Below are 24,150 nucleotides of genomic sequence, written 5' to 3'. Positions count from 1 at the left end.
TGCGGTTGCCCAGGCGCTCGGATTGCGCACCTCTGGGCAACCGCAATCCCGCCCTTTCGGTCAGAACACCGGCTAACACGACCCCGCGAGGATCTCCACCGCCTCGGCGTAGCGGTCGGGGCCCGCCGCCGCATAGCTCAACCGCACGTATGGGCCGGTCGGTTCGGCGGGGAACCACTCGCGGCCCGCGACCACCGACAGCCCGCGTGCAAGTGCCCGCGCCGCGACGACGTCGGAGTCGGTGGGCACACCTCCGTCGCCCACATCGGGCAGACGGACCCACAGGTGCAGCCCTCCCGGCGGTCGTGTCGCGGTCAGTGACGGCTCAGCGGCCAGTGCGTCGAGCAGCGCGTCGCGGCGGGCCCCGAGCCCGCGACGCAGCCGCTGCAGCGACGTCCGCCATGTGGATCGCGTCACGACGTCGAGCGCTGCGAGCTGCAGGAGCGGCGAGACGTACAGGTCGGAGAGCGCCAATGCGCTCTCGATGCGCTGTCGCACCGGCCCGCGCGCCATCACCGCGGCAACCCTGATCGACAGCGACATGCTCTTTGTCAGCGACCTCAGGTAGACGACGTGGCCGTTCACATCCGCGGAGACGAGTGTGCATGGAGCGGCGTCGATGCCGAAGTCATGCGCCCAGTCGTCCTCGACGACGAACGCGCGATGCGCTGCCACCACGTCGAGAACCTCCGCGCGCTGCTGCGCCGACCACTGCTCGCCGGTCGGGTTGGCATAGTTCGGCTGCGCGTAGAAGACACGTGCGCCCGAGGTGGCGAACGCCGAGTCGAGATCGGCTGCGCTCGGCGCCCCGGCGGTCCTCGGCACGGGCACGATTACGAGGCCCGCCTGCCGCGCCGCCGCTATCGCGCCCCAGTAGGTCGGCGACTCCATCACGATCGCCTCTCCCGGCGCGGCGATCGCTCGCATGGTCGCAGCGAGCGCGGCCTGGCCACCGGAGGTGATGACGACGTCGGAGTCGCGCCATCCCCCACCCCCCGAAGTGCTTTCGCCGACGAGATCGCTCACGAACCAGCGACGCAACTCCGGAACTCCCGCGACGGGCGGTCGCGTGAACGCGTCCGCACGCCGCGACACCCGACGCACCGCTGCCGCGACCGAGTCCTGCGGTAGCAGTTCGGCGTCTGGGTATCCGCCGTGCATCGCGATGGTGTCGTGCGGAACCATGCGCAGCGTCGACGCCGTCACGGGAACTCTCGAGCGGTCGGGGCCGAGTGCTGCGGTTTGCCACCCGACGTCGCGCCGCGCGTCGCGACGTCGAAATGCCACGAATGTTCCTTCACCTGAGCGTGTTTCGACGATCCCCTCGGCAACGAGCGCCGCGAGCGCGCGTTGCACCGTGACCGGACCCGCACCGAACTGCTTCGCCAACGCGCGCGTCGACGGCAGTCGCGACCCGGCAGGCTGCCGGTCGGCGAGCGTTCTCAGGTGACGCACTATCGGCGCACTGCTATCGTCGGACATGAATATTGATAGTAGCGCTATCGGGCACTTCGCTCCTGCGCTATCGCCGCGTGCGCGAGCCAGTGGACTGCTCTGGGGCTTCGTCGGGGTCGCCGCGTTCTCGTTCTCGGTTCCTTTCACCCGCATCGCCGTCGGCTCCTCGGACTCCCCGGGACTCGATCCACTCCTCGTCGGTTGCGGCAGGGCCGTCGTCGCAGCGGCACTGGCGGTGTTCGCTCTCGGTATCACCCGCACGGCCATCCCCTCCGCCCGGCACTGGCTTCGCCTGATCCCCGTCGCCGCGGGCGTCGTCGTCGGCTTCCCGTTGTTCACCTCGCTGGCGCTGCGACATTCCGACTCCGGGCATGCCGCGGTCATCGTCGGACTCCTGCCCGCCATGACCGCCGTGGTCGCGGTCATGCTCACCCGCGAACGTCCCAGTCTGCGTTTCTGGATCGGCGCGAGCGCGGGCGCCGCCGCCACGGTGGTGTTCGCGTTCGTGGCGCATGGCGGGACGTCGGGCGGCGGCGTCGACGACCTCTACCTGATCTGCGCTGTCCTGCTCGGTGCGATCGGGTACGCGCAGGGTGGCATTCTCGCGCGCGAACTCGGCGCGTGGCAGACCATCTGCTGGGCCCTGGTGCTCGCGCTGCCCGTCATGGCCGTCGTGTCGGCGCGGTCGATCCACCTACACCCGCCCACGGACATCACGACCGCACAGTGGTCGGCGTTCGCCTATCTGTGCGCGGTCAGCATGTTCCTCGGATTCTTCGCCTGGTATCGAGGTCTCGCGATCGGCCCGATGACCGTCGTCAGCCAGACCCAACTCGTCCAGCCGGTGCTGTCGGTGGCGTGGTCTGCGCTGCTGCTCGGCGAGGCCATCTCGCTCGGCGTCGTCGGCGGTGGTCTCGCGGTCATCGCGTGCGCTGCGTTCACCGTCCGGAGTCGCACCCGTGACAGCACCTCGCTGCGGGCGCGGATGTCCCACGTCACGACTGGTCGGCTGCGTATCGTGAGCAGATGACAAGATCTGCGGGACAACGACGCGGTGCTGCCATCCTCTCCCTCGTCGCGGGTGCCGCCGGGGCGGTGCTCGCCGTGATATCGGCCGCGGCACAGTTTCCGGTCGGACTCATCGCGCTGGTGCTCCTGCTCATCGCGGCCGGACTGGCGATCGACGGATTGTTCAACATCGGGACCCGACGCCTCGCTGAGCTGATCGTCGCGGTGATCCTGGCGGTCGTCGCGATCGTGGTGGTGGTGATGCGCAGCTGGTGGCTGCTCGTCGGCACGCTCGTGGTGATCGCTCTCTTCGCGCTCGCGATCGCAGCGGCAGCTCGGGCGTTCCGCATCTCGGTGCCGCTGCCCGTCGTCGCTCCCCCGACCAACCCCGTCCTCATCTACAACCGACGCTCCGGCGACGGGAAGGCCGACCGGCTCCACCTCGCCGACGAAGCGGAACGTCGAGGCTACCGGACCGTCGAACTGGTGAAGGGAGACGATCTACGAGCCCTCGCCGAGGGTGCTGTCGCCGACGGCGCCGACGGACTCGCGATGGCCGGCGGCGACGGTTCGCAGGCGGTTGTCGCCGACGTCGCGGCGTCGCACGATCTGCCGTACGCGTGCATCCCCTCGGGCACGCGTAACCACTTCGCCCTCGACCTCGGCGTCGACCGCGACGACGCCGTCGGAGCACTCGACTCCTTCGTCGAGGGTGGCGAACGCCGCGTCGACCTCGGCGTCGTCAACGGACAGGTCTTCGTCAACAACGTCTCACTCGGCGTCTACGGCGAGGCGGTTCAGCGCGAGAGCTACCGCAACGCGAAAGCCAAGACCTTGCTCGACGTCGCGTCGCAGGTGCTGGGTCCCAACTCCGATCAGCCGTCGGTCTCCTGGCACGACCCGCACGGCACAGCGCACGAGTCCGTCGCCGCGATCATGGTGTCCAACAACCAGTACCGTCTCGGACACATCATCGGGTCGGGCACCAGACCCAGCATCGAAGACGGGCTGCTCGGCGTCGCCGTCATCGCAGATCCGGCGTCGCGGCCGGGTTCCGAACGCCTCCAACACCTGTGGAGTGAGTGGGTGGCTCCGACGTTCGAGATCGATTCGGACACCGACCTCAACGCCGGCATCGACGGCGAGGCCGCAACGCTCACGGCGCCGGTGCGGTTCGAGATCCGGCATCGGGTCCTGCGTGCCCGCATCGCGCGACAGCACCCCGGCGCGTCACCGTCAGCCGACGTGCCCGACGGCGCCGTCGACTCGGTGCGAGCGCTGTGTCGCATCGCGCTCGGCAAGCCGGTTCACATCCAGCCGATCTCCGTCAGCTGAGCGTCGCGAGCGCCTGGTCTAGCCTTTCGGGACCGGCCGCCCCGTCAGTTGAACTGCACGTGCGCCTGCGCGCGCCCGAAGATCTTGCGGTCGCCTTGCTTGGCGACGATGGTGATCACGCCGCGTCGGGTCTCCGGGTCGAGCGACTTGATCTTGCCCGTGAAATCGATGTCGGCGTAGGTGTCGGGGTGGACGTACACAGGGCTCGTGAATCGCACGTTGTACTCGTAGATCGCTGCGGGATCACCGACGAACTCGGTGATGAAGCTCGCACCGAGACCCATCGTCTGCATGCCGTGCGCGACGACCGTCTCCAGCCCGATGACCTTGGCGATCTCGTCGGAGAAGTGGATCGGGTTGGGATCCCCGGCGACGCCCGCATAGTTGACCAGGTTGCCGCGAGTGAGTGTCTTCGTCATCGGCGGGAGTTCCTGACCGACCTCGAGGTCGTCAAAGCTGATGGCCGCATACGGCTTCGGCGCGACGACCGGGTCCGCATCGTTGTAGCGGTCGAAGGGTCCGTGGACGCTCCGTGGGAGCGTGGGCTCCTTGTCGACCTTCATCATGACGTGCTCGAGTTCGTCGAGGACCTCGGGATCGGCGTCGACCGCTGGCCGTGCGACCAGGCTGGTGAAGGTGGTCATCACCGGCTCGTCGTGTTGGTTCCAGATGATGTTCTTGGTGACCATCACGTCGGCGCCGCCCATCTGACGGAACGACTCCAGCGAGACGTCGCAGATCAACCGGTCACCGACCTTGATGGGCTGGTGGAAGATCAGTCGCTGGTCGGTCTGCATGATCTGCCACAGGTCGTAGCCGGTGACGATGTCTTCGAAGAGTCGACGCTGCGCGATGATCCCGAGAACCGACACGAACGTGGGTGCCGCGATCAGCGTGTCGTGGCCCATCGCCTTGGCCGCATCCTCGTCCCAGTGGACGGGGTGCGCATCCTGCACGGCGCGTGCGTGCTTACGCACTTCTTCGCGGCCGACCTCGTAATAATCGTCGACGGTGTAGTTGTAGCCGACCATCGATTTCGTGTGCGCCGCGATCTCTTCGGGAGTCAGCTTCACACCACTTTTCAGTGCTTCGATCCGTTCCTGGATCTCGCTGTCGGTGATCTGTGACATCGGCTGATCTCCTTGCTGCACTCGCCTGCGGGTCCGACGGCCGGGGGCTGTCCGGTCCTCGTCTCCGACACATACTCGCAGGCAACTGTACTGAAATACTTCATCTGAACGACAACTGCGGGCCGCCTCGTGTGAGACAGCCCGCAGTTGAAAAACTTTGTGGAGCGCTTCCCGTTACGACGGACCGCGCAGGTTGCGCATCCCGCTCGACGCCGACACGCACCGCGCCGTAGGACGAGATTGCGACGGCCGAGCGAGCCCGACGGGTGACTCCGTCAGAGGAAATCGGCCGACCGGCCGTCATCGATACGGCAATCCCCGATCAGCGCACTCGACGACAGCATGTCCGTCGATGGAGCTGACTAGCGCGATTCCTTGTGCGCCTGGTGCTTGCCGCAGTTCGGGCAGAACTTCTTGATCTCGAGACGATCGGGATCGTTGCGACGGTTCTTCTTGGTGATGTAGTTGCGGTGCTTGCACACCTCGCAGGCCAGGGTGATCTTGGGCCGCACGTCAGTTGAGGAAGCCACTGGGTTCGCCTTCTTTCGGGTGGGTCTGTGTCGTCGGAGCACTAGGCGCCGCCTCGCCCGACCCGGGCCGCGCGACAAGCCTTACGTGTAGCGGTGGAGGGACTCGATCCCTCGACCTCACGATTATGAGTCGTGCGCTCTAACCAGCTGAGCTACACCGCCATGGAGACTCAGAACTCCGTCAGCGTGGACGCAGTCCTCGCGGTGGCGCTGCGGCGTCGGGCGTTCAAGTCCTACCGAGCCCCCTGACGGAATCGAACCGTCGACCTTTTCCTTACCATGGAAACGCTCTGCCGACTGAGCTAAGGGGGCGTTTCCGGCAGCCCGTGTGGGCGTCCGGAGAGCCTTAACGAGGTTACACACCGAGGCGGCGGCTCACCAAATCGCTGCTCTACCAGCTCTCCGATGGACCGCCGACTGCACGTTCACCTCGCTGTGGCAGGTATAGGATTCGAACCTATGTAGCTTGCGCGACGGATTTACAGTCCGCTCCCTTTGGCCGCTCGGGCAACCTGCCGTGTCGTTCCGAGCAAGCCCCGCGAGGCCGCACGAACAACGCCGAGAAGAATACAACGAATCCCGGCCGTTGACGCAAACGTGCAGTTCAGCGCTCTGTGAGGCGCGCCGACCCGGCTGCCGGACCACTGCCCCCCAGAGCCCGAGAGTCCGCGGGCTAGGCTGAGACCCATGGCTGATTCATCGTTCGACGTGGTGAGCAAGATCGACCGCCAAGAGGTCGACAACGCCCTCAACCAGGCCGCGAAGGAACTCTCGCAGCGCTACGACTTCCGCGGCACCAACACCGGCATCGACTGGTCCGGCGAGGAGACGATCGTGATCACTTCCGACGCCGAGGAGCGCGCTCAAGCAGGGCTCGAGGTGTTCAAGGAAAAGCTGATCCGCCGCGACATCTCGCTCAAGGCGTTCGACGCCGGCGAGGTGCAGGCGTCGGGCAAGACCTACAAGATCTCCGGCAACCTGGTGCAGGGCATCGACTCCGAGCACGCCAAGAAGATCTCCAAGAAGATCCGCGACGAGGGACCCAAGGGCGTCAAGGCACAGATCCAGGGCGACGAGCTGCGTGTCTCGAGCAAGAAGCGCGACGACCTCCAGGCAGTCATCGCGCTACTCAAGGGCGAGGACTTCGGCATCGCCCTGCAGTTCGTCAACTACCGCTGATTCTCTGCGCGGGCCCGTTCTCGCTCCGAGCCTCCTCGCTCCGCTCGTCGAGCCTCACTCGACGAGCAGCTGATTTGCTGCGCGGGCCCACGAGATCTACACCCCGCGGCGCGCCATCTCCTGCAGTCGCCTGATGCGCTCCTCGGTCGGCGGGTGCGTCGAGAACAGCTTGGCCATGCGGTCGGTGGCGCGGAACGGGCTCTCGATCATCGCGTGGCTCTGCGCCGCGATGTCGGGCTGCGGGGGCAGCGGCGCCACCTGGATGCCGCCGGAGATCTTGGCCAGCGCCGACGCCAGGGCCAACGGATCGTTGGTCAGCGCCGCGCCCGACTGATCGGCTTGGTACTCCCGCGACCTCGAGACCGCGAGTTTGATGAGCGTCGCGGCGAACGGTCCGAGCAGCGAGATGAGGATCAGCGCGATCGGATTGGGTCCGTTGTTGCGGTTGCCCGACATCCCGAAGAACATCGCAAAGTTCGCCAGGCCGCTGATGATCGCGGCCATCGCGCCCGCGACCGAGCTGATCAGGATGTCACGGTTGTAGACGTGCGACAGTTCGTGCCCGAGCACGGCGCGTAGCTCGCGTTCGTCGAGCAGCCGCAGAATGCCTGCGGTGCAGCAGACAGCCGCGTTCTTGGGATTGCGTCCGGTCGCGAACGCGTTCGGCGACTCCGTGGGGCTGATGTACAGCGCAGGCATGGGCTGTCGCGCCTGCGTCGCCAACTCACGGACGATCCGGTTCAGCACGGGCGCCTCGACCTCGGTCACGGGCTGCGCATGCATCGCCTTGAGCGACATCTTCGCGCTGTTGAAATACACGTAGGCGTTCACTGCGATCGCGAGGATCACTGAACCCCAGAGGACTGCCGGGCTCCGGAAGCACGCACCGATTGCCACGATCAACGCCGACATAGTGCCGAGCAGGAGCGCAGTCTTCACACCGTTTCGCATCAGATCCTCGTCCGATCTCGCCGCCGACGCCATGCCGGGGCTCTCAGTCCCTCAAACGATCCAGGGTCCGTTTCGGTTTCCGCGCGGCGTCGAACACCGTCGGCCCTACCCGGTGCGGGCGATCGTGTAATCCACCAACGAGGTGAACGCCGCATGTGCCGGGCCGTCGGGAAGGGCTCCGAGAACCTGCCCCGCCTCATCGGCGTAACCGCGCAGCGTCGCGTTCGCCTGCGCCATCCCGCGCGACCCGACGAGCAGGCCGAGCGCTTCGGCGACCTCGGCGTCGTCGGTCAGCGGTCGCGCCGAACCTCCGTCGTCGACGAGCAGTTGCCGCAGCCTCTTCGACGAGGCGTCGTCGTCGGCCAACGCGTACAGCACCGGGAGCGTGTGCACACCCTCACGCAGGTCCGTTCCCGGCGTTTTGCCCGAATCACCTGTCGGGGAGCTGATGTCGATGATGTCGTCGGAGAGCTGGAATGCGGTGCCGACGATGTCGCCGAGTCGTGAGAGGCGCTCGATGTCGTCGACCGTGGCCCCAGAGGTCATCGCGCCGAACCGACCTGCCGCGGCGATCAGCGAACCGGTCTTCTCCCACACCACTTTCAGGTAGTGGTCGATGGGATCGGCGTCGCGGGCGCCGATCGTCTCGCGCATCTGCCCCGTGACCAGTTCCGCGAAGGTCTCGGCGATGATCCGCACCGACTCCGGGCCAAGCGTCGACACCAGTCGCGATGCGCGCGCGAACAGGTAGTCGCCGGACAGGATCGCGATGCTGTTGGACCATCGTGCGTTGGCGCTCTGCGCTCCGCGTCGCATCGGGGCCTCGTCCATGACGTCGTCGTGATAGAGCGTCGCAAGGTGGATCATCTCCACGACCGTCGCTGCCGTGATCACTTCGCTCGCATCCGGACGCGGACCGAACTGCGCGGAGAGGATCGCGAACATCGGGCGGAACCGCTTGCCACCCGCCTTGGCCAGGTGTGTCGCAGCCTCCGTCATGACGTCGTCGCCCGACGCCAGTTCCGACAGCAACAATTCCTCTACCTGGGCCAACGCCGTCCGCACCGTGCCCGCGAACTCTTCGGAACCCAGATCCAGCCCCGCGAAAGTCGACTTCACTCCGCCGAGCCTAGTCGGTGCGCACGTGCGCGCGACTCGGCGGGAGTGCTCGCGTCCGCGCCGACGGGATCAACGGGCGGGACTGCAGCGCTCGCGCGGGTGGACGACATACTGGTCGGGTGACGAGCCAGATCCCCGAGAGCGCCGACGTCCTCGTGGTCGGCGCAGGCCCGGGCGGGTCCGCTGCTGCCGCCCATGCCGCGACTGCCGGCCACGACGTCGTACTCCTCGACGCCGCCGTCTTTCCGCGTGACAAGACCTGCGGCGACGGCCTGACACCGCGCGCGACCGCCGAACTGGTCGACCTCGGATTCGCCGACCGCCTCGCCGCCAGCCCACGCATCGACGGACTCGAACTGCACGGCTGGGGCGCGACCCAACGCATCCCGTGGCCCGCGGGTCGCTTCCCCGCCCACGGAAGCGCCATCACCAGGATGGAACTCGACGACGAGCTGCGCGCGCTGGCGGTCAGTCGGGGCGCCCGAATGTGCCAGGGCGCCAAGGCCGTAGACGTCGAGCGCAGCGGCGACCGGATCACTGCCGTGACCGTCGACGGCGCCGACGGACCGCGCACCATCAGGGTTCGTGAGGTGATCGTCGCCGACGGTGTGCGCTCGACGCTTGGCAAGAAGCTCGGCCGTGAGTGGCACCGCGACACGGCATTCGGCGTCGCAGCTCGCGCATACGTCCCGTCGCGGCGCGCGAACGAGAACTGGATGGGCTCACACCTCGAACTGCGCGCCCCCGACGACGCGCTCCTGCCGGGCTACGGCTGGGTCTTCCCGCTCGGCGGCTCCGCTCACGCGGCTGGCGCACGAGCGGACACCGAGGACTCCGCAGTCGGCCTGCTCAACGTCGGTGTCGGCGCGCTCGCGACGTCGAAACGTCCCGCGCACATGGCTTTACGTCCGATCCTCGAGCATTACGCGCGCATGGTGGCCGACGAGTGGCAGATCACCGGGGAGCCTGTTCGGCTGACGTCTGCGCTGCTCCCGATGGGTGGCGCGGTCTCGGGCGTTGCCGGGCCGAACTGGATGCTGATCGGCGACGCCGCCGCGTGCGTGAATCCGCTCAACGGCGAGGGCATCGACTACGCCCTCGAAACCGGCAGACTGGCCGCCGAGCGTCTCGGCGCCCCCGACCACACCGGCGAATGGCAGCGAACACTCATCGACCACTACGGGCTCGCCTTCTCCGCAGCCCGACGACTCGCCGGAGTGCTGACGGTCCCCACAGCGGTACCGCTGCTCGGCCGACCGGGAATCAGGTCGGCCGGACTCATGTCGCTGGTCGTGCGCGTGATGGGCAATCTGATCACCGACGACGACACCGACCTGGTGGCCCGCGTCTGGCGCGGCGTAGGACGGGTCTCCACGCGGGTCGACCACCGACCCCCGTTCGTCTGAGTCGGCGCTCGGCTGCGGCGGCCGACGTCGCGACCATTGGCGTGAGACGTTATGCGTGATACGTTCCACGTATAACTGTGTCGCAGCACACATCGCCAACCCTGGGAGATCCTCATGCCTGCGCAGACACTGTCGTCGCGACTCTTCGGGCAGATCTCGGCGCGCAGGCGTGAGCGCTATCGGCGCCGCGACGAACTCGCCGCCGTCGACCCTGCCGAGGATCCGCGTACGTACGCACTCGAACTGTCCACCAAGGAGTTCGTCTGGGGCACCACCCAGGCACTGAGCTTTGCACTGTTCCGCACCTACGCGGTTCCGTCGATCGGTGAGTTGCTCTACGCGACTTCACAATTCACCGACGAGGTACAGAAGCGCTACGACGACACCGCTCTGCTGCTGTCCGCACCCGTCGAACACGGCTTCGAGCCGGGCAGTGAGGGGCACGCAGCCATTCGCCGAATCAATCAGATGCACGGTCGCTACGACATCTCCAACGACGACATGCTCTACGTGCTCGCCACATTCGTCGTCTGCCCACCGCGCTGGATCAACGCGTACGAGTGGCGTTCGCTCACCCAGCGCGAGATCGACGGCGTCACCAACTACTACCGCACGCTGGGGAAGTACATGGGGATCAAGGACATCCCCGAGACCTTCGCCGAGTTCGAAACGCTGATGGACTCCTACGAGCGCGAGAACTTCGCCTTTCGCGAAGGCTCACGCGCAGTGGCGGATTCGACCCTCGAGCTCCTCACCACCTTCATGCCGTACAAGCTGCTCCCGGCATCGCTGGTCAAGCGTCTCGCCCGCGCTCTCATGGACGAGCCACTTCTCGACGCCTTCGGCTACCCGCATCCCACCCGCGCCGAGCGAGTTCTCGTGGCCGCAGGCCTCAAGGCACGCGGACTGGCGATCCGCTACTTCGCCACCCCGCGCACCGAATCGGTCTTCGCCATCGACACCGCCGAGGTCCGGGGCTACCCGAACGGTTACCGCGTCGAGGACCTCGGCACCTTCCCCACGGGCTGCCCTGTGGCGCACAAGACTTCGGCGTAGCGGCATCCTCCAGCCATACGTGTGTCGTATCGAAGGGTGAGAGTGCTGCAGCGCCCACATACTTCGACACAACACATCTACAAACGACACGAGTCCAGCCACCTGGTCCGAGCGCGCACAGCCTCCCGGTTGCCGCCCGACTGCATACACAATCCGGTCCTCAGCGGACCGCCACGACAATTATCTCCCCGGCTCTCCGCTCACGTCACGATCGTGTACGCACCCCACCCCGTCGACCAGCCCACGGCTCGCTAATCATCGCCCGCTCATTGATCAGCGCCCGTTCGTTGATCAGCGCCGGCCGTTCATCAACCCCGGTCCGTTGGATCCGCTCCGGCTCGCGCTACGCCTTGCGGCCGGTGTGCACCGCGGCGATCCCGCCGGTGAGGTTCTGCCAGCGCACGTCGGTGAAGCCCGCGTCGCGGATCAGGTCGCCCAGACCGAACTGGTCCGGCCACGCCCTGATCGATTCCGCCAGATACACATACGCCGCTGGATTGCTCGACACCTTGGTGGCCACCGCGGGCAGCGCCTTCATCAGGTACTCCATGTACACGGTGCGGAATGGCCCGAACGTCGGCGTCGAGAACTCGCAGATCGCCAGTCGCCCACCGGTTTTCAGCACACGGTTGAGCTCACCCAGCGCGACCGCGACGTCGTTGACATTGCGCAGCCCGAACGAGATCGTGGCGGCGTCGAACGAACCGTCGGCGAACGGCAGTGCCAGCGCGTCGGCTGCCACCTTCGGCACGTCACGGTCGGCGCCCGCTTTCAACATGCCCAGCGAGAAGTCGGCGGCGATGCACTTCGCCCCCGACGCCGACAGTTCGACGGTCGACACCGCGGTACCCGCTGCGAGATCCAACACCACGTCCGAGGGGCCGAGCGCCAACGCCTTACGAGTGGCCTTGCGCCACCGACGGTCCTGTGCGAAGGAGAGCACCGTGTTCGTGATGTCGTAGCGCTTCGCGACGCCGTCGAACATGGCGGCGACCTCGGCAGGCGCCTTGTCGAGACCTGCGCGGTCGGTGATGGCCATGGCGACCACGCTACTACCCGGCGAGCCGCATCCCGTCGGTCAGTCCGCCCTGCGCAGCGATCACGGCGCGGTAGTGCCCGACCAGCTGCTCGCAGATCGCGGGCCAGCTGCGATCACGCACCGCGGCCAGCCCCGCCCGACCCATCGCTGCGCGATGCGCGTCCTCGCGCAGCACGTCGATCACCTCGGGCAATTTCGCCGAATACGACGCCGGTTCGAGGAGATATCCTGTTCGCCACGCCGACACCAGATCCCTCGGCCCCCCGGCGTCGGGGCCGACCACGGGCAAGCCCGACGCCATCGCCTCCTGGATCGCCTGACAGAAGGTCTCGTGCTCGCCCGCATGCGCGAAGACGTCCAGGCTGGCGTACGCGCGGGCCAACTCGACACCCCGCAACTCCCCGGTGAACACCGCGTTCGGCAGCAGTCGTGTCAACCGCGCGCGTTCGGGTCCGTCACCGACGATCACCAGCCGCAGCGAGTCGTCGTGCGCCAGCGACGCCAATCGTTCCACGTGCTTCTCCGGCGCCAATCGTCCGACGAATCCGACGATCAACCGCTCCCGCTCACCCATCCATTCACGACGCAACTCCTCGTCACGGCGAGCGGGGTTGAACAACTGCGTGTCGACGCCCCGACCCCACCTGTGCAGTCGCGGAACCCCGTTCGCCGCAAGGGATTCCAACGTCGCACTGGAGGGCACGAGGGTTCGGTCGCACATCTCGTGCAGACGCCTGGTGTATCGCCACGCCGCACGGGAGGCGACGCCGAGTCGGTACGCGCCCGCGAATCCCGCGATGTCTGTCTGGAACACCGCGACCGAGGGAATGTCGAGGCGTCGGGCGGCCACCGCCGCCGCCCCGCCCACGACGAATGGCGACGCGAGATGCACGACGTCGGGTTCGAAATCGCGCAGCGTCCGATACAGCACGGGCGCTGGGACGCCCACCGGCAACGACGACACCCGCGGCACCTTCACCGACGGCAGCAGATGCACCGGCGTGCGTCGACCCACCATCCGCGGACCGCGCTCTACGCCGCGCGCCGAGTCGGGAGCGATCACCACGGCCTCGTGGCCGGTGCGTTCGAGGTGGTCGATGACCCGGAGAACAGAGTTCACGACCCCGTTGACCTGCGGAAGAAAACTCTCGGCGGCGAGTGCGACGCGCATGCCGCAAGAATCAGCGAGTGAGGTTTCCGGCAACCTCGGCCGACGTGTCGGGTCCCGAAACTCCACGTGAAGTCTGGGCAGCGGAGCCGTCGGACGCCGTCACAGACTCGGGCCCAGCCGCGGTCCCGGCGGCACCCGCGCCGGGTACCTCGCTGCTACTGCTGTGCACCGCACCCGAGCCGACCTCGACGTCGGAGTCGGGTGACTCCCAGTCGCCGCTCCCCTGATCGTCCGACGCGTTTCGAGCTGCGCGCCGCGCCGCGCGGCGTCGAGCCCAGCGTCGGGAGAACTCCGCGACGCCCAGCATCAACGCACCGACGACGATCCAACCGAGTACGGCCACCGAGACCGCGGGCACGATCGAGAGCACAGCACTGCGGCCCGTCGGCTTGGCGAGGTCGGGGTTGGCGGTGCTGTAGTCGACACGAATCCGCTGGCCCGCGGTCAACTCCGTCGGATACAGCAGGCCGAGTCGTGGACTGTGCACCGAGCCGTCGGGCGTCTGGAAGTACGCGTTGGCGTGCAGCCGGTCGGCGTAGACGACGTCGGCGGTGACCGTCGCCTTGTTCGCTTCGATCGCCGCGTCGTTGCGGAAACACGCCACGATCAGCACCAGGCACATCGCCGTCACGACCAGCCCGAGCGTGAGCAGTACCTTCTGCACACGTCGCAGGATGGTCGGATTCATGGCTGCCAGGATAACCGTCGACGCCGACGGCCCTATTTCTGCGCGACCTGTGCCGCGATCGCGGCGTGCACCTCCCGTAGCCGCGAGCGGTCGGTGACCACCTCGACCACCTCGATGCCCCCGGCCTCCGGACTCAGCGGCTCACTCAGTACCCCGGACAGCTCGCCCAGCGACACCCGACGGTGCGCCACCCGCATCCCGGCGCACAACGCGGCGAGGTCGGTGCGATGGGGCGTCCCGAAGACCCGCTCGTACGCGCCCGACAGTGCGCCGGAGTCGAGCCCTGGATCACCCTGCTCGAGCAGCCCGAAGATGCCGCCACCATCGTCGTTCGCGACGACGATCCGCAGCGACGACGGCCGCGGCTCCCCCGGTCCGATGATCAGTCCGGTCGAGTCGTGGATGAAGGTCAGGTCGCCCATCAGGGCAACGGTCCGCGCCGACCCACCGGCCAGCGCTGCCCCGATCGCCGTCGAGTTCGTGCCGTCGATTCCCGCGACACCCCGGTTCGACAGCACGCGGACCCCCTCGGACACCCGACCGGCCAGCGCGACGTCGCGGATCGGGTTACTCGCGCCCACCACGAATTGGTCGCCCGCGGACAGCGCGGCGCTCACCACCCGTGCCACGTGCAGCCCGGTCGGCGGACCCGGTTCGTCGAGCACGGCGTCGACGGCTCCCAGCACGCGCTGCTCCAGCGCCGCGCACTCCTTCAGCCAGTCCTCGCGTGGCTCGCCGATCACCTCGGCGCGCGTCCCGGTGGCGTACACATTCCCCGACACATCCGGCCATCGCGGTCCGGTGGTCAGCGCGTAGACCCGAACGTCGGGATCGGCCAGCAACCGCGACACCCCGCGATGCAGCGTCGGACGTCCACAGATGATCGCCTGCTGCGGCTTGATCGAGCCGAGCGCGAGCGGATGCAGCGGCGTCGCGGCGTGCGGCGCAGTCGGTTCGGCGACCGTCGGCACCCCCGCCAGCTCGGGATGTACGCCCGACCCGTGTCCGGAGATCACCACCGTGTCCAGCGACAGGTCGATCGGCAGCGGGACGTCGAGTTTCGCGACCGGCGCCTGCGTCCACGGCACGCCGCCCGGCCTACCCGCGAAGACACCCAGATCGTCCTCCGACGACGCGACGTCGGGCACCAGCGGCTCGCGCAGCGGGATGTCGAACTGCACCGGGCCCGGGTTTCCCGTCCGCGCACCACGCGCCGACGCCAGCACACGCCCGACCGCCGACCGCCACTGGCTGTTCGTGTCCAGGCCCTCCTCGGCCAGTCCGATACTGATCGCCGCCCGCACCTGTGTACCGAAGATGCCGAACTGCTCGACAGTCTGGTTCGCGCCCGATCCCAGCAGCTCATAGGGCCGATTGGCGCTGACCACCACCAGTGGCACCCGCGCATAGTTCGCCTCGAACACCGCGGGCCCCATGTTCGCGACGGCCGTGCCGCTCGTCATCACGATCGGCACCGGCTGCCCCGACGACACCGCCAGCCCCAACGCCAGAAAGCCCGCCGACCGCTCGTCGATCCGCACGTGCAACCGCAGCCGACCCTCCCGATCCGCCAGGTACAGCGCGTAGGCCAGCGGCGCGTTGCGCGAACCCGGACACAGCACCGCCTCCCGCACACCGCCGCGGACCATCTCGTCGACGATCACCCGCGCCTGCAGCGTCGACGGATTCGGCCCCTGCGCACCCCGCCCACCGGGACGTGACGTTGTCGAGGAATTCATGAGCTCCAGCCTATGTCCGACGCCGAGGGCACCGAGATCCACGCCGAGGGCACCACGTTTCTCGCCGACGGCACCAAGATCCACACCGACGGCACCGCGTTTCTCGCCGACAGCACCAAGATCCACACCGACGGCACCGCGTTTCTCGCCGGGAGCACCCGGCCACACCCTCGCTAGGCTCGACCGGGTGTCCCGCTGGTTTCTGCTCGCCGCGCTCACGGTCGGTGTCAGCGTCCTGCTGGACCTCATCGACGTCGACGCCGCGCCGCTCTTCGCCGGACTCCTCGTGGCCGCACTCCTCGCGATCGTCGGCCTCGCCCCACGGCCGCGGTCTTCCGCCGGCGGCACCGGAAAACACGCCGACAGCACCGGAAAATCCGTCGACAGCACCGCCCCCGACGCCGACGGCGCCGCAAAACCCGCCGACGGCACCGACCCGCCCATGGTTCCGCGTGCGGCGATGCTCGCGGCGCAGGGCACCGTCGGCGTCTACATCGGCACCATGGCCGACCCAACGACCATCTCGGGACTGGGCTCCGATTGGCTACCCGTCCTTGTCGTCGGGCTCTGCACACTGGCGCTCTCCGTCGCGGGAGGTGCACTCCTGGGTCTCCACAAGGACGTCGACGCCCTGACGGGCTCCCTTGCCCTGGTCGCAGGCGGGGCGTCGGGCCTGGTTGCGCTGACCCGCGATCTCGGTGGTGATGAGCGCGTAGTCGCGGTCGTCCAGTACGTTCGGGTCGCGATCGTGACCAGCACCATTCCCCTCGTGGCGTCGTTGGTGTTCCACGCGTCGTCGTCGACGGCCGTCGTGGTCCGCCCGACGTGGGGCGAGCAGGCGTGGGGTGTGCTGCTCCTCGCGGTCTGCATCGGTGTGGGATATCCCCTCGGACGCCTCGTCCATCTGCCCGCCGCGGGCCTGCTCGGACCGATGGCGCTCGCGACCGCAGCCGAACTCACCGGGATCGCCGGTGACGCAGCCGTCCCATCGGTGCTGCTCGCGGTCGCATACGCGGTCATCGGATGGCAGGCAGGCCTCGGATTCACCGTTCCCCGACTTCGCGCCATCGGCCGTATCCTCCCCGCCGCGATCGTCCTGATCCTCGCGATAGGCATCGGCTGCGCCCTGCTCGGCGTGCTGCTGTCGTGGTGGACCGGCGAATCGATGTTCGATTGCTACCTGGCCACCACTCCCGGCGGCATCTACGCAGTGCTCGCCGCCGCGACCGCTGCCGGATCGAACGTCGCATTCGTGGTCGCCGCGCAGATCCTGCGCGTGCTTCTCATGCTGTTCGTCGCACCGTTCGCCGCACGTGCCGCGGCACGCAGACCTGCCTCCTGATCGGTGCAACCACCGGACTCCCATTGTTGGACTCCCATTGTTACTGTGACCGGAGTCGCATATACATTGAAGCCATGACCGGTGAGAGCCAGCCCGAAAAGACCACACCGACGACACCACAGAGCGCCCCGACGGCACCGGACACCGCGCCCGCGACACCCGACGACTCGCCTCGCGAGTTCGACGTCGTGGTCTTCGGCGCAACGGGATTCGTCGGCGAACTCACCGCCCGCTACCTGGCCGAGCATGCCCCTGCGGGGACGCGGATCGCGTTGGCCGGACGGTCGGAGACCAAACTCGCCGACACCCGACGCCGACTTCCCGCCGCGGCCCGCGACTGGCCACTCGTCGTCGCCGACACGTCGTCACCCGCATCGCTCGACGCAATGGTGGCCCGCACCCGCGTCGTGTGCACCACCGTCGGGCCGTACCTGCGCTACGGCGAAGCTCTCGTGGTCGCGGCAGCCACCGCAGGCACCGACTACGTCGACCTCACCGGCGAGGTCCCCTTCGTCCACTACTCGATCCAGAAGGCGCACGAGGTCGCCGAGGCTACGGGAGCCCGCATCGTGCACTCGTGCGGCTTCGATTCCGTCCCCTCCGACCTCGCCACATATGAGCTCTACCGCGGCGTCACCGACGCCGATGCAGGCGAGATGACCGACACCACCATGGTCGTCACAGCGATGCGAGGTGGCGTGTCCGGCGGAACCATCGATTCCATGCGTGTGATCGCCGAACAGGCCAAGGATTCCAGCGTCCGACGCCTGCTGCTCAATCCGCAGGCGCTGTCCGGTTCGCCGACCGAGACTCCGCGAGCCGCTCTGTCGTCCGAACCCAGCGACATCGGGATCATCAACGCGCGCAAGGTCGATCCGTCACTGCGCGGAACCCTCGCCCCGTTCTTCATGGCATCGCACAACACCCGCATCGTTCGACGCTCCAACGCGCTGCTCGACGGCGCTTACGGCTCCGACTTCCACTATGCGGAGACGATGGCCGTCGGCGGCGTTCCGGGTTTGTCGACGGTGCTCGCCGGCGGTGTCAGTGTCGGATCGGGCTTGTTCCTCGGCGCGATGTCGTTCGCTCCCACACGCGCGGTCCTCGACCGCGTGCTCCCCAAGCCGGGTTCCGGTCCGAGCGAGAAGTCCAGGGAGAACGGCTATTTCGTCGTCCACACCTACACGCGCACATCGACCGGACGCCGATTCCGGTCGACGTTCTCGATGAAGGGCGATCCCGGCTACAAGGCAACCGCCGTCATGCTGGGCGAGAGCGCACTGACACTCGCGGTCAACCGCAGCCAATTACCCACGCGCGCAGGTGTTCTCACCCCTGCTGTCGCCATGGGCGACGCCCTCATCGACCGTCTGCGCACCGCCGGGGCGACCATCGAGGTCACCGAGTTGCACTAGGAACGCCGGGGCATCACGCGCGCCGACCACCCAATGCACCGACCAACCAGTGCCAGAAATAGTTCCACGCGCTCGACGTAGCGCCGTGCACCGTCGCGTAGAACGCGGCAACACCACTCCAGAACTTGGCCCAGCCGGTCTGCGCTGGCGCCGCGGGCTTCTTGACCGCGACGGTCACAGCCTTCTGGCTGATGCCACCATGCCCGTCAGAGGCCGTGATCGTGAACGAGTCGGAGTAGTCGCCTGCGGCACGCTTGGTCGCGTTCGGGGTGTAGGTGAACGTGCCGTCCGCATTCGACGTCACGGTGCCACCGGTCGGCTGCGTTGTCACCGCCGTGGTCACGGTATCGCCATCCGCGTCAGCGACGGTGGGCGTCACGGTCACCGCTCCGGTCGACGCATCAGCGGCCCCCTGCGCGATCGCGATGGTCGGCGTCGCATTGCGCTTCGCGACCGCGATCTGCGCCTGGGTTGCCGTCTCCAACGCGCCGTCACTGGCTGTCACCGTCAGCGTCTCGACGAAGTCCTGTTCGTGGGCATACCCGGAATCCGGTGTGTAGGTGTAGGTTCCATCGCCGTTGTCGGTCACAGTCCCGTGCTGAGCGCCGATGATCTTGACCGTCACCGGGTCGCCGTCGGCATCGGTGTACGCCGGAGTCAACACGACGACGCCCGCCGCGTCGGCGGAACCCACCGTCACGGTTCCCGTTGGCGCGGTGTTCTTCGGAGTGATCACCACCGCGACCGGAACGTTCACCGATCCGCCGTGACCGTCGGACACCGTGACCTCGAAGGCATCCGACGCCGGACCGCCGAGGCCCGCAGCATGCTCGGCACCCGCGTTCGGGGTGTAGACATATGACCCGTCAGCGCCAACGGTCACGGTGCCGTGCAGTGGCTGACCGATCACCGTGTAGCTCAACGCATCGAGGTCGGCGTCAGTTCCGGCGACCGAGCCCGTGTAGCTACCGGCCACGGCGTCGGGCACGGTCGGCAGAGTGTTCTTCGGTGTCAACGTCACCGCCACCGGGACGACCACCGAACCACCGTATCCGTCGGATACCTTCACCTCGAAGGCATCCGACGACGCACCACCGGCCGCGGCAGCATGCTCAACACCCGCGTTCGGCGTGTAGCTGAACTGTCCCGTCGCGGGATCGAGGGTCACCGATCCGTGCGACGGACCGGACACGACGGTGTAGGTCAGCGAATCGTTGTCCGTATCGGCTCCGACGACGGTGCCTGCGTATTCGGCGTCACCGTCGCGCGTCACACTGCCGGTCGGCACGGCGTTGGGCCCGACGAGCGTCACCGCTACGGGCACCACGGCGCTTCCTCCGTAACCGTCGTCCACCGTGACGTCGAAACTGTCGTGCAGTGTGCTCCCGTGAGCCACCGGCGTCGTCGGCGTGTACGTGTACGAGCCGTGTGAATCAACCACCACCGAACCCGAAACCGGTTGCCCCGACACCGTATACGCCAGCGGGTCGTGGTCTGCGTCCTGCGCAGCGATCGCACCGGTCGCGCCGCTACCGGTCGCGGACGCGGTGGGCGCCAGGTTCTTCGGCGCGAGGGTGACCGGTACCGTCACCGTTGCGGTGCCGCCGTGTCCGTCGGATACCAGCACCGTGAACGAATCCGTTGTCGGCCCGTCGCCCGCCGCGGCGTGCTCCGCCCCGGCGTTCGGCATGTACGTGTAGGCCCCGGTCGACGAGTCGACGGTGACGATGCCGTTCGTTGCACCTGTCCCAATCGCATACGTCAGCGGGTCGTTGTCCTGATCCGACCCGAGAACCGTTCCGCTATACGAGTTCTGACCGGGCGACAACTGCGCCGTCGGTGCGGCGTTGTCTCCGGTCGCCGTCACCGAGACAGGCACCGTCAGGCTGCCGCCGTGTCCGTCGAAGACATAGACGCTGAACGAGTCCGACAACGTGTCACCGTGTGCCAGCGGGGTCGTCGGGGTGTAGACGTAGGTGCCGTCGGCGTTCACGACGACCGAACCCTTGGTCGGCCCAGAAGCAACGTAGTACGACAGGTGGTCGCCATCAGGGTCGGTGACACCGACCGAACCGGCGGTTCCGCCGTCGACCGTCGAGCCGGGACCGACGGGCACCTGGTTCTTCGGCGTGATCTGCACGCCGATGTTCTGCTGCGACGATGCCCCGTACTGATCGGTGATGGTCACGAGGAACGAGTCGTAGCTCGTCTGACCACTCGCTGCCTGATGCTCGACGCCGGCATTGGGCGTGTACACATAAGCTCCCGTTGCCGGATCGAACACCACCGTGCCGTAGAGCGGCTGGCCGGTGAGCTGCATCGTCGTCGTGTCTCCGTCGGGATCAAGCGTTTTCACCGTCCCGGAGTACCCGGTGGTGTTCGACGATGCGTAGGGGGCATTGTTGGTGATCAACGCTGTGCCGTCCTGCGCATACGCCGACCCGTAACCCGCGGAGACGAGTCCGTACACCACAGGCTTCCCCTGCGCGTTGCGCGCCCCCTGGACGAGGTACGTGCTCTGACCGAACGACGAATCGGCCACGCTGTAGGTCTTGCTGGTGCCCGCCGCCAGTACGTCGAAATTCTCGGCTCGCGAATTCACCACCGCGACATCGTGAGTGCCGGAGTTGGTGATGGTCACCGTTCCCGCGGAAGAGTCGTAGGTATAGGTGACGCCCGCATCCGCGAGTGTTTGCATCTCGGCGAATCGGGGGTACTGGCCAGAACCCTGGTAGGTCTGATCGGGATCACCCGGCGTCCAATACGAGTTCGACGGGTCCGCGGATCGCCAGAACTCGGACGTGATCGGAGCGATGGTGTCGCCAGGGATCGTGTCGTACACAGAGTAGGTCGCAGGCGATGTCGATGTACCCGGGTACATCATCACGACCCCGTAGAGCACGGGTGTACCGGCATCGACGCCGCTGGCGACCCGCGGGGCCTGCACGGTCAGATACACAGGGGCACTGCTGTATTCAGCGCGCGACTGGTTGAAGGTGAACCTGTCTCCCGGCGATACGACCACCAGGGACTGCTGGTCGTCGTTGCTGCCCGCGTAGGGATTCGTCACCACAATGGCGATGTCGTGGTCGCTGCCGTTGTGGAATGTGATGCCGTCACTGCCGGTCGAGTAATACACCCCGTCAGCGGCCGCATCACCGCCCACTGCTGTCGCGGGCACAACCGACTGGGTGGTCGTGTCGCTGTCACCAGGATCCCAGAATCTGTTGTCGGGGTCGGCGTCGAGCCACTTGTGTGTCGAAATCGTCGGGATGCCGTCATTCGGGAAGAGGTCGTAGGTGATGGTCTGCAGACCGGCGCCCGTGCCGGGGTTTTGCGCAATCACCACGCCGTACAGGGCGGGTTTACCCGTGTCCGGCCCCGTCGAGACCCGCTGGCCCTCGACCACGACGTACGACGTTACGCCGGAGGCAACCGTGACGGTGTGAGTGGTGCCCGCCGCGATCTCGGTGAAGTGGGTCGCACGGGCCCCGGATGGGGACACACTCGTGACCAGCACCGCGATGTTCTTCGTTCCGTCGTTGTAGACGGTGACGTCGTGCCCGTCGACGGAGTAGTACACGCCATCGGTCACGGGATTGGCGCCGACGGCGTTGGTGGGCACGAGGCCGGTGGACGGATCGGAGTCGGTCGGGTTCCAGTAGAGGTTTCCCGGGTCGGTGTTGAGTTCCTCGACCGACGGGATGGCGGGCACTGTTCCGATCGGTACTGACGAGGCCATCCCGTCTTTCAGCAACACAAACCCGAGTAGGCCGACCTTCCCGTCGGAATCACGCGGGGTTTCGACGTAGTAGCCGGCGTAAGGCGCCGTGGGGGCGGTCGCGGACTCGTGCGGAGCTATCACATAGATTCCGTTGCCCAGGGGCGCATTGCTGTACACATTGGCTCCCATCAGAGCCACGGTCTCCTCGGAGTCGTTGTGAAATGTGATCGTCGAGCCGTCATTTGCCAGTTCGTAGCTCAATCCTGTCGGGTTGCCCGGCGTGAACTGCAACGACGCCGGATCGTCGCCGGCATCGAGGTACTTGTTGTCCGGGTCGATCGCAGCCCACAGTTGTGACGACGAGTTTCGCACGGGAGCCACCTGCGTCCCCGTCACGTTCGAGACGCTGGGGGTTCCCGAATTGTTGGTCACCTGCACGAGTCCCAGCACCACCGGGGTTCCACCGCCTGTTGGCTGGCCGTTGGCATCGACGCGTTGTCCCTGGATCGCCAGGTTCCGCGAGGAGCCGGTCGAGTAGCTCGCGCTGGACCCGGGGTCGATGATCTTCGTCGAAGTCACCGAGGCGTTGATGGAGTCGATGACCGCCACCGGAGCCGACCCCCCGTTGCTGATCGTCACGCTGGCGCCGTCATCGGACACGGTGTAGGTCAGGCCTGCGTCGTCGGGATTTCCGTACACGACTGTGCCGTTCGGCATCCCGTTGTAGTCGACGCCACTGAAGTCGCTGTCGTCGGGATCGAGGAAGAGGTTGCCGGCGTCGAACACTGTCGACAACAGCATCACCGAACGCGCCGCGAACGTCTGCGCCGTTGGCTCGGTCAGCTCGACGTCGTCGGCCTCGGCATCCCAGCTGTGTTTGCCCAGCGAGAGATCCGCGACGGTGCGCTCAGGGACGAACACCGACTCGCCGGGCTGCATCACGGCGAGGTAGTTGTCGGCGGAGTCGGACTCCGAATCGCGTGAGCGTCTGTTGAGCACCGCGGCGGCCACAGCGCCCTGGTTGACCAGGATCAGCCCCTGGGTGCCATGATCGCCGACGATCTGCCCGATGATGCCTTCCTTGACGGTCTCGAACGCATCAGTCAGGGCATCGGTGACCGAGCCGACGGCCGAGCCGACGGCCGTGATGACCGCACCGCTCACGGATGCCCCGCCGGAGATCGGTTGGGCAGACATCGTTGTCGTCCGATCAGGACCGACTCCACTCCGAGCCGAACCGCTACCTGGAGTGTCCGTGTGCGTTCCGGTGACGGGCCGCTCGCCGGCGGCCGTTGGCTTGCTTACGTGCGGTGGGAGCACGCTCGGCGACGGCGGCTTGTTCACGGCGACCGGACTCTGGGCGCTGGATTCGGGGTGCGTCGGGGCCGCGGCACCCGGCGCAGGTACCGGCCCGGCAGGAGCCTGCGTGGTCTCGGGTGTCTGTCCGTCGGCACCCCCGGTGTCCGACGTCGCGGCGGGTTCGGCGGCCACGGGTGCCGAATCAGGGGATTCGGACTGACTCGGCGCGGCCACACCGGACGTGGGCTGCATGTCGACGCCGCCCGTGCCCGCCTCCGCCACGGCCGACGTCCCGACGGCTGTCGCGGCGTCTCCGGCGGTGCCGCCCGACCTGCTCACATCGGCGCTCGGTGGAGGAGAGGTCTGTTCCGTGTCCGTGACACTGGTCGGCTTGCTTTCGGCGGCGGAACCGGTTGCGCCGCCGGAGGTATCGTCAGCCATCGCCACGGCTACGGGACTGACGGCGAGAAGCGCGGCCGCAATCCCCGAGGACGCCACCACGCGCTTGGTGACACCGAGTTTGCGAATGGCTGATTTCGACATTGAATCCCCTTGCGACACGCA

Annotated in this window: 18 protein-coding genes and 3 tRNA genes; 8 read left to right on the top strand and 13 right to left on the bottom strand. The window is 67.3% G+C overall.

The window, feature by feature from the left end:
* Positions 1 to 72: 72 nt before the first annotated feature.
* Positions 73 to 1,482 carry an aminotransferase-like domain-containing protein gene (locus LK459_RS14850; protein WP_227919221.1) on the bottom strand — a complete coding sequence of 470 codons (1,410 nt, stop codon included), beginning with the start codon at positions 1,480 to 1,482 and terminating at the stop codon, positions 73 to 75.
* Here LK459_RS14850 and LK459_RS14845 point away from each other — a divergent pair.
* Positions 1,481 to 2,485, top strand: coding sequence for a DMT family transporter (locus LK459_RS14845; RefSeq protein ID WP_227919220.1), 1,005 nt, complete (start codon positions 1,481 to 1,483; stop codon positions 2,483 to 2,485). The genes LK459_RS14850 and LK459_RS14845 overlap by 2 nt on opposite strands.
* Entirely contained in the window at positions 2,482 to 3,798 is a 1,317-nt protein-coding gene (locus tag LK459_RS14840) for a diacylglycerol/lipid kinase family protein (RefSeq protein WP_227919218.1), read from the top strand. The genes LK459_RS14845 and LK459_RS14840 overlap by 4 nt, the downstream gene beginning before the upstream one ends.
* Positions 3,799 to 3,842: 44 nt before the next feature.
* On the opposite strand, the gene LK459_RS14835 is transcribed toward LK459_RS14840, so the two are convergent.
* From LK459_RS14835 to LK459_RS14815, 5 genes are all read right to left on the bottom strand, one after another.
* Complete coding sequence (locus LK459_RS14835) at positions 3,843 to 4,928, bottom strand: fused (3R)-hydroxyacyl-ACP dehydratase subunits HadA/HadB (RefSeq protein ID WP_227919216.1); 1,086 nt, start codon at positions 4,926 to 4,928, stop codon at positions 3,843 to 3,845.
* Between the two features lie 362 nt (positions 4,929 to 5,290).
* Positions 5,291 to 5,458, bottom strand: coding sequence for a 50S ribosomal protein L33 (rpmG, locus tag LK459_RS14830; protein ID WP_003929651.1), 168 nt, complete (start codon positions 5,456 to 5,458; stop codon positions 5,291 to 5,293).
* A gap of 88 nt (positions 5,459 to 5,546) precedes the next feature.
* Positions 5,547 to 5,620, bottom strand: a tRNA-Met gene (locus tag LK459_RS14825).
* Positions 5,621 to 5,697: 77 nt separating this feature from the next.
* Positions 5,698 to 5,770: transfer RNA gene (locus tag LK459_RS14820), tRNA-Thr, on the bottom strand.
* A 124-nt stretch (positions 5,771 to 5,894) separates the two neighbouring features.
* Positions 5,895 to 5,975 (bottom strand) — tRNA-Tyr (locus LK459_RS14815).
* Between the two features lie 170 nt (positions 5,976 to 6,145).
* On the opposite strand from LK459_RS14815, the gene LK459_RS14810 reads away from it, so the two are divergent.
* Entirely contained in the window at positions 6,146 to 6,637 is a 492-nt protein-coding gene (locus LK459_RS14810) for a YajQ family cyclic di-GMP-binding protein (protein WP_005169630.1), read from the top strand.
* 96 nt (positions 6,638 to 6,733) lie between these two features.
* Here the strand turns inward: LK459_RS14810 and htpX are convergent, their stop codons facing one another.
* A complete protein-coding gene (htpX, locus tag LK459_RS14805; protein ID WP_407648595.1) occupies positions 6,734 to 7,588 on the bottom strand; it encodes a zinc metalloprotease HtpX in 855 nt (284 codons plus the stop codon).
* A 105-nt stretch (positions 7,589 to 7,693) separates the two neighbouring features.
* Positions 7,694 to 8,707 carry a polyprenyl synthetase family protein gene (locus LK459_RS14800; protein WP_227919214.1) on the bottom strand — a complete coding sequence of 338 codons (1,014 nt, stop codon included), beginning with the start codon at positions 8,705 to 8,707 and terminating at the stop codon, positions 7,694 to 7,696.
* A gap of 119 nt (positions 8,708 to 8,826) precedes the next feature.
* Here LK459_RS14800 and LK459_RS14795 point away from each other — a divergent pair, with 119 nt between their 5' ends.
* Both LK459_RS14795 and LK459_RS14790 read left to right on the top strand, forming a co-directional pair.
* Positions 8,827 to 10,113: a geranylgeranyl reductase family protein gene (locus LK459_RS14795; protein ID WP_227919213.1), complete on the top strand. Its 1,287-nt coding sequence runs from the start codon at positions 8,827 to 8,829 to the stop codon at positions 10,111 to 10,113.
* A gap of 114 nt (positions 10,114 to 10,227) precedes the next feature.
* On the top strand, positions 10,228 to 11,169 hold the full coding sequence (locus LK459_RS14790; RefSeq protein ID WP_227919211.1) for an oxygenase MpaB family protein: 942 nt from the start codon (positions 10,228 to 10,230) through the stop codon (positions 11,167 to 11,169).
* A 343-nt stretch (positions 11,170 to 11,512) separates the two neighbouring features.
* On the opposite strand, the gene LK459_RS14785 is transcribed toward LK459_RS14790, so the two are convergent.
* From LK459_RS14785 to menD, 4 genes are read right to left on the bottom strand one after another with little or no spacing between them, the layout of a single operon-like run.
* Entirely contained in the window at positions 11,513 to 12,208 is a 696-nt protein-coding gene (locus tag LK459_RS14785) for a demethylmenaquinone methyltransferase (protein ID WP_007239199.1), read from the bottom strand.
* Positions 12,209 to 12,221: 13 nt separating this feature from the next.
* Entirely contained in the window at positions 12,222 to 13,379 is a 1,158-nt protein-coding gene (locus LK459_RS14780; protein WP_227919204.1) for a glycosyltransferase family 4 protein, read from the bottom strand.
* A gap of 10 nt (positions 13,380 to 13,389) precedes the next feature.
* Positions 13,390 to 14,067 carry a hypothetical protein gene (locus LK459_RS23335; protein WP_407648594.1) on the bottom strand — a complete coding sequence of 226 codons (678 nt, stop codon included), beginning with the start codon at positions 14,065 to 14,067 and terminating at the stop codon, positions 13,390 to 13,392.
* A gap of 32 nt (positions 14,068 to 14,099) precedes the next feature.
* A complete protein-coding gene (gene menD / locus LK459_RS14770) occupies positions 14,100 to 15,806 on the bottom strand; it encodes a 2-succinyl-5-enolpyruvyl-6-hydroxy-3-cyclohexene-1-carboxylic-acid synthase (RefSeq protein WP_227919202.1) in 1,707 nt (568 codons plus the stop codon).
* Positions 15,807 to 15,818: 12 nt separating this feature from the next.
* On the opposite strand from menD, the gene LK459_RS14765 reads away from it, so the two are divergent.
* The 3 genes from LK459_RS14765 to LK459_RS14755 all read left to right on the top strand — a co-directional run bounded on the left by LK459_RS14765 (position 15,819) and on the right by LK459_RS14755 (position 18,563).
* Positions 15,819 to 15,983 carry a hypothetical protein gene (locus LK459_RS14765; protein ID WP_227919194.1) on the top strand — a complete coding sequence of 55 codons (165 nt, stop codon included), beginning with the start codon at positions 15,819 to 15,821 and terminating at the stop codon, positions 15,981 to 15,983.
* A 10-nt stretch (positions 15,984 to 15,993) separates the two neighbouring features.
* The gene (locus LK459_RS14760) at positions 15,994 to 17,148 is read left to right on the top strand and encodes an AbrB family transcriptional regulator (RefSeq protein WP_227919193.1); all 1,155 of its coding nucleotides are present in this window, start codon (positions 15,994 to 15,996) and stop codon (positions 17,146 to 17,148) included.
* A gap of 74 nt (positions 17,149 to 17,222) precedes the next feature.
* The gene (locus tag LK459_RS14755; RefSeq protein WP_227919191.1) at positions 17,223 to 18,563 is read left to right on the top strand and encodes a saccharopine dehydrogenase family protein; all 1,341 of its coding nucleotides are present in this window, start codon (positions 17,223 to 17,225) and stop codon (positions 18,561 to 18,563) included.
* Between the two features lie 13 nt (positions 18,564 to 18,576).
* On the opposite strand, the gene LK459_RS14750 is transcribed toward LK459_RS14755, so the two are convergent.
* Complete coding sequence (locus tag LK459_RS14750) at positions 18,577 to 24,129, bottom strand: Ig-like domain-containing protein (protein WP_227919189.1); 5,553 nt, start codon at positions 24,127 to 24,129, stop codon at positions 18,577 to 18,579.
* Between the last annotated feature and the right edge of the window lie 21 nt (positions 24,130 to 24,150).

This window comes from Gordonia otitidis (genome assembly GCF_020735545.1).
GTDB lineage: Bacteria > Actinomycetota > Actinomycetes > Mycobacteriales > Mycobacteriaceae > Gordonia > Gordonia otitidis.
The sequence above is the reverse complement of the archived record's forward strand: the minus strand, read 5'-3'. Positions and strand labels throughout refer to the sequence as shown.